General features: G+C 60.5%; 6 protein-coding genes and 1 pseudogene. All 7 read left to right on the top strand.

All coding sequences use genetic code 11. The features are described from left to right. Positions 1-7: 7 nt before the first annotated feature. The 7 genes and pseudogenes from OKW45_RS24105 to tssG all read left to right on the top strand — a co-directional run bounded on the left by OKW45_RS24105 (position 8) and on the right by tssG (position 11,883). Entirely contained in the window at positions 8-2,845 is a 2,838-nt protein-coding gene (locus tag OKW45_RS24105; RefSeq protein ID WP_429471553.1) for a glycoside hydrolase family 19 protein, read from the top strand. Continuing rightward, complete coding sequence (locus OKW45_RS24100) at positions 2,839-3,831, top strand: hypothetical protein (protein WP_429471551.1); 993 nt, start codon at positions 2,839-2,841, stop codon at positions 3,829-3,831. The genes OKW45_RS24105 and OKW45_RS24100 overlap by 7 nt, the downstream gene beginning before the upstream one ends. A gap of 101 nt (positions 3,832-3,932) precedes the next feature. After that, positions 3,933-5,090 (top strand): KPHS_23130 family T6SS system protein, encoded by a 1,158-nt coding sequence (locus OKW45_RS24095; protein WP_503129164.1) that lies wholly within the window; start codon positions 3,933-3,935, stop codon positions 5,088-5,090. Continuing rightward, positions 5,087-8,683 (top strand): ImcF-related family protein, encoded by a 3,597-nt coding sequence (locus OKW45_RS24090; protein ID WP_429471547.1) that lies wholly within the window; start codon positions 5,087-5,089, stop codon positions 8,681-8,683. Before OKW45_RS24095 ends, OKW45_RS24090 begins: the two co-directional genes overlap by 4 nt. Positions 8,684-8,751: 68 nt before the next feature. Further along, a pseudogene (tssF, locus tag OKW45_RS24085) lies at positions 8,752-10,506 on the top strand (type VI secretion system baseplate subunit TssF); the annotation flags it as partial. Beyond that, positions 10,442-10,762, top strand: coding sequence for a type VI secretion system baseplate subunit TssF (locus OKW45_RS24080; protein WP_503129161.1), 321 nt, complete (start codon positions 10,442-10,444; stop codon positions 10,760-10,762). The pseudogene tssF and the gene OKW45_RS24080, both read left to right, overlap by 65 nt. Positions 10,763-10,773: 11 nt before the next feature. After that, a complete protein-coding gene (gene tssG / locus OKW45_RS24075; RefSeq protein WP_429471545.1) occupies positions 10,774-11,883 on the top strand; it encodes a type VI secretion system baseplate subunit TssG in 1,110 nt (369 codons plus the stop codon).

Raw genomic sequence — 11,883 nt, 5'->3', positions numbered from 1 at the left:
TCTGTAAATGGCCTCTCCACAAAACCATCCGCCGGCGCCGCAGAACAATCCGGCAAATACACCGTCTGCTTCGTCACTGACATGGCGATATCCTTTTCCAGCGAAGGATGGTAAGGAAATCACCGATCCGCAGATTTTCTACGGTGCGCTGGGAGCCATGAGCGATGGTTTTTTCCCGCTTGGTGTAAATGGCTTTCCGCACGGCGGCGTTCACTTTGGTCCGGCTTCTGCGTCACGCGTAGACCAGTCCAAGGGCGTGCGGGTTATTGCTGACGGAGATATCGTCGCCTACAAGCTCGACGATACGTACCCGCATCTGCAGTTCACGCAGACGCGGGACTGGGCTCTGTACTCGACAGGCTTTGTGCTGGTCCGTCACAAAATGACAATGCCTGCAGCGCCTGGAAGTACCACCGCACAACCAGCCGACGAGACGCTGACATTCTTCAGCCTCTATATGCACATGGCGGACTGGAGCACCTATCTGGCGGACGGCAAACTTGATCGCCCGGGCTGGTGGCCTGGTGTGACGGCATTCCGCATTGGGGCCACGGGCACACAGGTGGGAGGTGGCGCGTCCGGTGCGCTCGTATACACGGCGCCGACGGCAGGCAAGAAAAACAGGTTCACCCCTGGGCAATATGTCGGCTTTTTACCAGAAGGAAGTGAAATCACCGTCGGCGAAACGCGCGGTCCGTGGGGGCATATCAAGGCGATTACATCGGGGACGATGGTTGCTCCTCAGAGCGGTGATTATTTCGGCTGGGAAGACGGACCGCAAGCGCCATGGCTGGTTCCAGATGGCGTCAGGGCGAAGGCTGCGCCAGGGGAGGGTCCCGTCCCCGACGTCGTCAAAGAGACTGAAACACCGCTGACACCCGAAGGAGACTGGGGGTGGGTCTATCTGCACGATCAGCAGGCCGTAAAGGAGCCGACGGGTGTCGGCACCGTGGTTATTGCCCCGTCGGACCACCCCCTCCACGTGAGTGCGGGGACATTGTTGGGGCAGCTTGGAGAATATATCGACTACGAAACCTCAACGCCTCTGCCGCCGGTCCCGAGCCGGCAGTTGCTGCATCTGGAGGTTTTCGCCGACGAAACGCTAAAGGCGTTCATCGAGAAAAGCCGGGCGCGGGCTGCGGAGCTGCCCCAAAGTGACAAAACCATTTTCGTTATCCAGGCAGGTGCGAAGCTCATCGCAAAGCCAGTCGGCGCTGACGTCAAACTCGGCGACGGGGTGCAGCTTGCGAAGCTTACCCTTACCTCTACCAGCCCAAAAGCTGGGCCTTGGGTACAAGTCCAGCCGTGGATTTCTGGTCCGGCGGGTCAAGCGCAGCAATACCAAGCTGCCGTCTGGATTGCGCGTTCGAATCTAAGCCGACTCAATTCTCCGAACGGACTATCAGCATGGAAGTCGTTTCCCCTGCAATCGAGTCAAGCCAGTTCACCGGTCAACTCAGATCCAGTCGCTTATCCGCGTGCCGAATTGGATTCGCTGGGGGAAGGTAGCGTTGCAGTCGATGACAAGGGTGTAAGCTGGTGGCGCCTTGAGGTTGGGACAGCTTCGGGGCAAGCGGCCACAGGTTGGGTGTGTGGCGGGAAATCTGACCGTAGTGGGAATCAACCCGGCACCCATTGGGAAAGTCCGTGGGCATGGCCGGGCTTTGAAATCGTTGACGCAACGAGCATCAATCTCGCTGATGCTTTTAAGCGCAATCTCTCGATCACGGGGTCAGCAAGCCCGAAAGAGCAGAAGGCGTTTACACCCTCGACCGAGGCCGTGGGTAATAGCGTGCTCCTTTCAAAGCTTGAGCAGACTGTAAGCCGTTTGCCGTCAACGGGCGGGGCAAAGGACCAACAAGGTAAGGATGGCAGAGTAGTTGTGACTGCGGTCAAGTTGCGGCAGGCACTAGGACGTCGATGGCTCGCGAGTGAACTCGGTCACGTCATTCTGAAATATGAGAGTGAATGGGGTGGCGGCACAAGTCGCTGGGAAGCGCTTACGCCGCTCATGCGCAACGCAGCCGAGAACTGGAAATGTGAACTGGAGCGCATCAGGAAGCTCCAGTGGTGGGATTCGGTCAAAGGGAAGGTCGATGGGTTTCCGTCCACCCCTGTCGTGAATCACATTCACCCAGTCGCCTTGATCGGAAATTTTACGTGCGCATGCGGATGTATTAACGTTGAGAGGTTCATTGCGCTATATGCCACCCAGCATCAGAATTTTGCTGCTGGAACTCACCCCCTTGATGACGATTCGAAAGCGAATCTCGAACGATATTTGCGGCTACTTTTAGAGTATTACAAGAAGTTTAAGAATGGCGAGTGCAATATCCTTTATATCGCCTATATCTTGGCAACTGCCCGCTTGGAAACGGCGAAATATCACCAGGATATCCATAAGACGATCTATTTTGCCCCCATCGCGGAAAGTGGGCCAATTGCCTATTTTAATAAATACGACCCCGTTTTGGCTTCCACCCAAGCGTGGAGAACGCGCGCTCAATCGATGGAAAATACCCAGCAGGGTGATGGATATACATATAGAGGCCGCGGATACGTACAACTTACGTGGAAAAAATTATACCGCCGTGCTGGTCAGGCTCTAGGCGTTGACTTGGTAAATAACCCGGACAAGGCAATGGATCCCCCTATTGCCGCGGCAGTTGCTGCCTATGGAATGGACGTTGGGCTATTCACAGGGAAGAAGCTCTCCGACTACATCAACAACGCGCATCAAGACTATTTTAATGCGCGCAGAATAATAAATGGACTTGACTGCGCACAAGAAATTGCGGGGTTCGCCGTTAGATTCAAAGCGATTCTGGAGTCATGCAAATGCTGAAGCAATCTGTAGGATCGGCCATTTTCGCTTTGGCATTGATTTCTTCTTTGGCTTTTTCTGCACCGACATCAGCACTGTCTTTCTCGACTAAGGACGATATTTTATCCATTTTTCGTGACGGGAAGAACCTTGGCCAATTTTCTAATGTAGTCGTCAGTAATGCTGCCATGTCATCAAGCGTTGAAAAATCGACGACAGGAGAGCCGCTCATCAAAATAGTGACCGACGGCTCGCGCGATAAATACGACATCACCATTCCCATTATTGAGCGGGAAGGTGTGCCGTTTACTGACTGCGCTTACAAATCGGTTTTTGACTCAAACGACGGAAACCGGTCGGTTGGCGTGTCGTGTTCCTTGGCTCCCCTGCGCCAATTCGATCCGGAAGCCACTGTTAACGAAGAGCATCTTCTCAAATATCGAACGGGACTAGATTGGCTGCGGAACGTTGTCGCTAAAGACTGTGCTGCGCCCCAGGGTATTGAATACGGCAGCTACCGCATAGCGTTATGCGCCAAGCAAGCATACCCAGATCCTGCTCAGGAAACCACGATTGTATTCAATGAAAAGGCACAAAAACTATTCTCTGTCCGTGGTTATGAGTTGATTCCGGGCGGAATTTCCAGAGGAGAATTCGCTTTTGTGGGGGCGTCAGGAGAAAGCACCACTCTATACGTCAGTAGTTTGGATTGCATGCTTTCGCCGATTCCATCTGAAAAAGCTTCATCGAAAACCGGGACAATTGGAAAATATAGAATCCGATATTCTGCACAGAAATTCGGCGACTGCGCATATGGCAGCTACGCTTACGAGAACAAGGCAAGTGAGATACGCTTATTCGGAAGTGCATCTAAGGATACGGTGCACCTTCTCGAGATGACCGGCAACAAAGATGTGACCGGTTTATTTGACTTGGATCCGAATATTGAGCATTTCAATGGCAATTGGATATCAGTCCCTCCCGGAAAGCTGTTCCTGGTGAAGTGATCGGATAGAGTCGCCATGAAAAAGTTTTCCGTCTCTATTTTCCCGGTACTTTTGCCTGCGGTAGCGGCGCAGGCTGTAGATCTTATAGCCATTATTTCTTGATGTCTTGGCCTATTCCAGTTTTCACAAAGATCGAGTACCCGAAACCGATCTCCTGGCGCCTGTGGCTGCCTACGCTCACTGTTGTCGCTGTGGGAGCAGCAGGTGCCGTCTTGCTGCTGTGGCCGCACGGCAAGTCGACACAGACGTTTCAGTTCTGGGCCACTCTCATCGGTGCGCCGCTGGTTGCCTGTGCTCTTACGTTCGGTGCAAAGTTGGATCACTGGGAAGACGAGCAGACCGACGCGGAGGAATCCGAAAAGGAGCAGGAACGCCTTAAAAGCATGTGGCGTGAATGGACTCGTCGCGATTTATGCGTCGTCGATGCAGCAGCCTTTCCCGCAGCCACAGATGAGATTGCCAGTTTTGCCGGTGCGAAAGCCGACCTCCCAACCAACAGCGACCGAACCGTAACATTTGACTGGGTGAAAGGCCGCACGACTGCGTTCCGACGTACGCGCCTGTTGCATCTCGTCGCCCGGCGTTTTGCTGACACGCTACGACTCCATAAAGAGGTCATCGTCACGCTGATGCTAGATGACGCATCTCTAGGAGATGACGATGCCTGGACCGAGCGGGTACTGCGCATTTTTGCGCTTCTGGCTCCAAGGACGACAATTCACGTCGAAGTGCAATCAGCCAGGGACAGTGTTCAGTGGATCACCCGACAGGTGAGCACCGTCGATCCAGCTACGCGAGTCGTGATTGCCGCACAGCTCTGGGCGGATGGGGAACAAGAACACGAGTTCAGCGAAGGAGCTGCGGCCTTTCTGATTGCACCAGGCGCGGCGCAGACAGGTCGCATATTCCGCCCCATGACGAGCACAGGCGATGCGCTGGGGATTGGGCTTTCACAAATCAAGGAGTACCAGGTGCCTCCTGAACGTCTGGCACTTGCGTGGTTCACCGGCTGCGAAGAGGGGGAGTCGACTGCCATCCGTTCAGCGCTCACAGAGGATCCGAAGGACTCTGCAGTCGAACGTCTGCTCGACAAATCTCTGGGACTGCCAGGGCCGGCCAGTAGCTGGATTGCACTCGCAATTGCGATGGAAGCAATGCACGGAGGCGGGCCACAGCTCGTCGCCTGGCGTGACCCCGCGTCCGAGGCTCTTGATCTGTGCACCATCTCGCCCCTGCCTCAAAAGGAAACAACGGTTTGAAGAGCGAAAAAAAACGTATCGTGGGGCGGATTCTGATTACTGCCGCGCTCATCGCAGCGGCGGCGTGGTTGATTTTCTCTACCGTGGACATGAAGGATCTGGCCGGCTGGTTCACCCGGAATCGGACCGTTCTTATCCCTGTAGCAATCCTCGCCATGGCCGGAATCGGCTTTCTTCTTCAGCGACGCAAGCAGAAGCGGGACACGATCCAGCAGGCATCGAAGGACCAGGGCGCCGAACCGGCGCAGAAGACTGATCCTGCAGCTAACGCCGCAAAGAACCGGACAGAGCAGGTCGCGACGTGGGCAAAGGACCTGAAGCTGCATCTGAAGCAGAAGCGCTGGTTTCGCTGGGCCCACGTTCAGCCGTGGGTGCTGGTTGCGGGAGACGCCGCGACCGTCACGGTCCTGATGCCGGAACTGGCCACGAAGGGCTCGCTGGTGACAGACGACGCCGTGCTGCTATGGGGCGGCCTGGGCGCCGACGGTCGTCCGGATGAATTGTGGCTGCGCCAGATCCGGCGGCTCCGATGGAGCCGCCCGCTCGATGCGATTGCACTCGTGCTGGATGACGGAACGCTGCTGCTTAACGACCCGCAAGAGAAGAATCTCTGGGGTCTTCACCTCGCACGCATCAGGGAGGTTCTGCGCTGGTCGGCTCCGGTGTTTGTTGTTGACGTCGCTGGCACCGATTCCGTGCGCCGGATCGACGCGCCCGTGACCGGCTGCGAATTCACCCGCCCGCTCAGTTTCTCCGCCGTTGAGACAGCGCTGTTCGAACTGCGCGACCGGATGGCTGACCGCAGCGTGCATCAGCTTGCCGGTAACGGCAACGACGACTACGCGTCAGAACTGTCGCGACGGCTCGATACCCGCGCGACGCCGCTCGCGCGCTGGATCACGGGCCTCTCGGACTGGCACCGGCGGGCGTTGCCGGTCGCAGGTGTTTTCTTCGCCCCGCTGGCCCTCGCGGGCGCAACAACGTCGGGCTCCCCGGACAGCTCCCGTCTGCCGCTGTGGCGTCATCTCGCTGTCACAGCGAACCATACGCCGGGCCGCCGTACGTTTTCCAATCCGGTGACGATCATCTCGGTGATTGCGCTTGCCCTCATCGGCCTGTGGAGCGCCGGCATGCTCATCTCGGGCATGAACAACGCACACGAGGTCATGCTTACGAAAGAGTCCCTGCAGGCGCTTGACCGCGCGAGCGACACCCCCGGTCGTCTGCGCGCACTGCACGGACTCCAGCAGCGCATTGGTCTGCACGAGGCACGCGTGCAGGAACATACGCCGCTGCTTACCCGCTTTGGTCTGAACCACGACCGGGCTGTGCTCAATGCGCTGTGGACGCCGTACGCGCGCGCCGCAAAGCCGCTCCTCATTGCGCCAGTCCAGCAGGACATCGAAGGCCAGCTCGTCGACCTCGGGCAGATGTCGACCGCCCAGGTCGACACCCAGAGCAGCCAGATGGCGCAGAGCGGTGAGCAGGCGCTCAAGACCTACCTGATGATGGCGGACCCGCAGCGCGCCGATCCCGCCTTCATGACACCGCAGCTTGCGCATCACTGGAACATCGACACGGGTCTGCGCCCCGGCGAGAAACTCGACCTGTCCACGCAGCTGATGGGCTTCTGGACACAGCACCTCCCCGCCCATCCCGACTGGCACATCCAGCCGCGCGAGGATCTCGTGGGCAACGCGCGCCAGACCCTGCTGGCAATCATCGGCGTCAGAAACTCCGAGGACACGATCTACCAGGGCATCCTCGATTCGGTGGGCCACAAGTACCCCGACCAGACCCTTGCTTCGCTCACCGCGGGCACGGACACGCGAGGCCTTTTCTCGACCTCGGCAACGGTTCCTGGCGTTTTCACGCGCCAGGCCTGGGAGAGCTCCATCGAGGCCGCGATAGACGATGCCGCAAAACACAATGGCGTCGAGGGTAACTGGGTGCTCGGCAACACCAGAGAATCACAGGCCGGCACGGCAATGACACCTGATGCACTGCGCACCGCCCTGCGCGCGCACTACTTCTCCGACTATGTCGAGCACTGGCAGGATTTCATGAACAGCATCCGGTGCGAAGCCGCGCCGACGCTGCCGGCTGCCGTTGGTCAACTGACGCTTATCGCCGATGCGCGGCAGTCGCCGCTCATTGCGCTGATGAAGACGCTTGCCTGGCAGGGTGGAGCGGGCGCGCAGCAGGCCTCGCTTTCCGATGCGCTGGTCACGAAGGCACAGAACCTGTTCGGCAGGAAGGACGACTCGCCCCAGGCTGCGCAGGCCACGCCGGCCGGACCGCTTGACGCCTCTTTCGGACCTGTGCTCAAGCTGGTTGGCCTCGCGGGCAACGGCAACGCGGCGCCTGCCGCGGCCAGCGACCTGAGCATGGAACGGTTCACGGAACGCGTGACGACGCTACGACTGAAGCTGCAGCAGATCAGCGACAGCGTCGACCCGGACGACCAGGCGCGCCAGGTCGCACAGGGGCTCTTCCAGGGCAAGGGCTCCGAGCTTTCCGATACGCTGGCCTATGCCCAGCTCGTTGCGGCAAGCCTGGGCGAACAATGGGCGGGCATGGGCAGCGCGCTTTTCGTGCAGCCCATCGAACGGGCCACGCAGACTGTGCTGCGGCCGGCACAGGCGAGCCTGAACGACGCGTGGCGCCAGACGATCGTTGCCGCATGGAACCACTCGTTTGCCGGGCGCTATCCGTTTGCGAACACCGCCAACGATGCGTCGCTGCCCGAATTTGCGCGGTTCGTGCGTCCCCAGGGCGGCCTGATCAACACCTTCCTCTCCACCCAGCTTGCCGGCGCCCTGCAACTGCGGGGCGATCAGTGGGTGGCAGCGTCGGGGGGAACGGGCGCGGGCAGCGGGGTGGCTGGCACGACCCGGGCCTTTGATCCCGCCTTCCTCAAGGCCATCAATACGCTGCAGCAGATCGCCGGTCACCTTCTCGCGCAGGGCGAGCCGCAGTACACGTTTGCGCTCCAGCCCGTGCCCACACCCGGCATCACGGATACGCTGCTCACGCTCGATACCCAGACGCTGCACTACTACAACCAGGTGCAGACGTGGCGCACGATGACATGGCCATCGCACGATCCGCAAAGCGCCGGCACACGGCTCGAATGGCAGACGGATACGGCTGGCACGAACCGCACTTTCGAATATAGCGGCCGGTGGGCGCTCGTGCGCATGCTCGAGCACGCCAGTGTCGAACCGGTCGACAGCGCGACTTACCAGCTGACGTGGCAGACCCGACCCGAAAACTCCGACCCGAAGGCCATCGTAAAGAAGGCGGAGGAGGGTGCGGATCCTGCGGCGTTGACCGCGAAGGAGGCACTCGCACCTGCACCGCCAGGCATGACGCATCCGTTGCGTTACCTCATCCGCACAGACGTGGGCAAGGGGCCGCTGGAGTTGCTGGCGCTCAGGGGCTTTTCTCTGCCCACCCGCATCTTCATCGAGCCCGCGGCGCCTGGCGCGAAAGCGCCCAAACCGGGCGGACCGCCGCCGTTGCCCAAGGCAGCGCTGTCCGCTGCGAAGCACGCGTCCGTGCCTATTCCCCAGGGACAGGTGCCGGAATGATCCATCCACGTGATCCGCAAAGCGGTCGTCCTGAAGCGTGATCCATAGCCAGACAGAGAATCCGTACCATGACAGACCCCACCCGCGATAACGAAATCCTGCGCTATTACGAGGCAGAAATGCGCTACCTGCGCGAAGCCGGCAAGGAGTTCGCGCAGGCGTTTCCCGATCGCGCCCGCGAGCTGGATCTTGACCGCGTGGGCGAGCGTGACCCGCATATCGAGCGGCTTTTCGAAGGCTTTGCCTTCCTGATGGGGCGCCTGCGCCACAAGCTTGATGACGAGCTGCCCGAGCTCACCGAGGGGCTCGTCAGCATGCTGTGGCCGCATTACCTGCGCATGATTCCCTCGCTCGCGATCCTTGAACTCATCCCGGAAAAGGGTGCGCTACAAAAGCACGAGACGCTCGAGGCAGGTCTGGAGGCCACCTCCGACCCGGTCGGCGAGGGCACCGTTACGACCGAGTGCGTATACCGCACCACCCAGGCAGTCGACATGTATCCGCTGGCCCTCAGCGAAGCCGGAGTCTACGCACGCGAGGATGGGCGCTCCGTCATCCGCCTGCGTCTGGACATCCAGACGCAGACCGAACGCACCCGGCTTCAGGTGCCACGCCTGCGCCTGTACCTCGATGCGGACCGGCCCGTCGCGCTCTCCCTCTATGCCGCCCTCACAGCAAAGCCGGTGGCGATGCAGGTGCGTGTGCCGGGCTGGCCCGAAGACAGGCCAGGTGCGCCGGTTGCGATGCCGGGCCTGCGTCTCGCGCCCGCCGGGTTCGCTGCCGAAGAACGCCTCTGGCCCAAGGCCGATAACGCGTTCGGGGGCTACCAGCTGCTGCTCGAGTACTTCACGTTCCCCGAGAAGTTCATGTTCGTCGACCTGTTCGGACTCGACCTGCAGGCGATTCCCGCGTCGGCCACATCGGTCGACGTCGAGGTCGTGCTCGAGCGCCCCTATCCGGACCACATGCGCTTCACTGCGGACAATGTCCGCCTCTATTGCACGCCGGTCATCAACCTCTTTACGGTAGGGGCTGATCCCGTAACGGTCACGCAGCACGAGACCGAATACCGCGTGCGTGCGCGGGCCGAGCACGGTTCACTCATCGACATCTATTCCGTCGATGGTGTCGAATATTTCGAGCGCGGCCGGCGCTTCGAGTACGTGCCTTTTGCCGCATTCAAACATCGTGGCGGCATGCTGCGCCATGACATGCCTGAGCGTTACTACCATACCCGCATGCGGCGTGGCCCGTCCGGCCGGTTCGATACGTGGATCGTGCTCGGCGGCCACGCATGGGACCAGGCGAACACGCTGCCCACTGAAACGCTGACGCTGTCGGTGACGGGCACCAACGGCATGCTGCCGCGCAAGGCCCTGCGAGAAGCAGGCATTACGCGCATGCGCGGCGGCTTCACCAACATCGGCGCGGTGCGCAATCTCACGGCGCCCACGCTGCCGGTCTATCCGCCCACGGGCGAGCGCTACCACTGGCGTGTGCTTTCCCATCTTGCGCCGAACTACCTGTCGCTGCTCGACGCGGAGATCCTGCGCGGCTCGCTCGCGCTCTACGACTGGACGGATGGCGAGCTCAACAGCCGTCGCATCAACGCCATCACCGACGTGCGGCACCGAAAGCTCGTAAAGGGTGGACTCATGCGCGGCGTGGAAATCACCGTCACGCTCGATGGCACGCGCTTCGCCGGCGACGGAGACCTCGAACTCTTCGGCAGCATGCTCAACCGCTTCATTGGCCTCTATGCGACGCTCGCTCGCGCTCTACGACTGGACGGATGGCGAGCTCAACAGCCGTCGCATCAACGCCATCACCGACGTGCGGCACCGGCCGCTCAGCAAGCTCGTAAAGGGTGGACTCATGCGCGGCGTGGAAATCACCGTCACGCTCGATGGCACGCGCTTCGCCGGCGACGGAGACCTCGAACTCTTCGGCAGCATGCTCAACCGCTTCATTGGCCTCTATGCGACGCTGAACCTCTACACGAAGCTAGTGATCGTCGCCCAGCCGACGGGACGCCGTATCGAATGGCCTGAAACGAAGGGCGAAGGGGCGCCGTTTTGAACGCACGCACGATGCCTGCGGCCGCGCCAGGACACGCCGCGCCGCTGCTGCCCGCGCTACTCGATCAGGCGACGCGGATGAACTTCATCCGCTTCTGCGAACTGCTTGAGCTGGCTGCACCTGATATGCCGTCCCTAGGGACAACAGATTCGCCCGCTACGGACCCCATCCGGTTCCGCTCTCGCGCGCAACTCGGTTTCCCGGGCCGGGAAATCGACGCGGTCAGATCCGACATTGACAATCCCGCAGGCCCGCCATCGGTGGTCACGACCTTCCTCGGGCTCTATGGCGTCGACGCACGCATGCCCGCGTATTTCATCGACGAGGTTGCGCAGCATCGCGACGGAGCTGAGCCCCTGTCGGCCTTTCTCGACATCTTCCACCACCGCATCATCACGCAGTTCTACCGCGTCGCGCGCAAATACCGGTACCCGGTCGGCTTCAGGCGTGACGGCACGGACCCGGTGTCGCGCTATCTGCTCAGCTTCGCCGGCTTCGGGTTCAGTGCGCCTACGCGCCGCACCATCTCCATTCCCAACCTGTCTACAGCCACAAGCGGTGAAGAACAGAAAACCGCCGGTGCGCGCCAGCGTCTTGCAGAGGTAGCCGACAAGCGCCGGCTGCTCTCGATGCTCGGGCTCGCGATGCAGAAAACGCGCACGGCGGAAGGGCTCGCCGGCGTGTTGCGGCACGCCGTGCCGGACGCCACGATCACGGTTGAGGAATTCCATCCGGTCTGGCGGGAAGTGACTGACTTTGAGCCTGCTGCGCTCGGTGAACAGTGCCTGCTGGGCCGCGGCTTCTACGACCGTGCGAACGTGGTCCGGGTGGTAATCACGCCGGCTTCGCGTGAAACCGTACTGTCGCTCGTGCCGGGGCAGAACACCCATCGAGAAATCATGACGCTGCTGCGGTTCTATCTCGGCTACGAGAGCGAAGCAGATCTGGAGATGCACGTGCGCGCGGACCTGATGCCCAGGCCCGCGCTCGAGCCACGTCAGGCGAATCTGGGTTTTACCGCACAACTGGAAGCGCCGGCCGCACCCGCACCGGGCGCGCCGACGCGCATCACGCGCGTGCAGCTCGGCCGCTGGAACGGAGCAGGGGAAGCAAACGCATGA

The organism is Paraburkholderia lebeckiae (assembly GCF_050436225.1).
Lineage (GTDB): Bacteria > Pseudomonadota > Gammaproteobacteria > Burkholderiales > Burkholderiaceae > Paraburkholderia > Paraburkholderia tuberum.
This window is presented reverse-complemented; position numbering and strand designations above follow the sequence as displayed.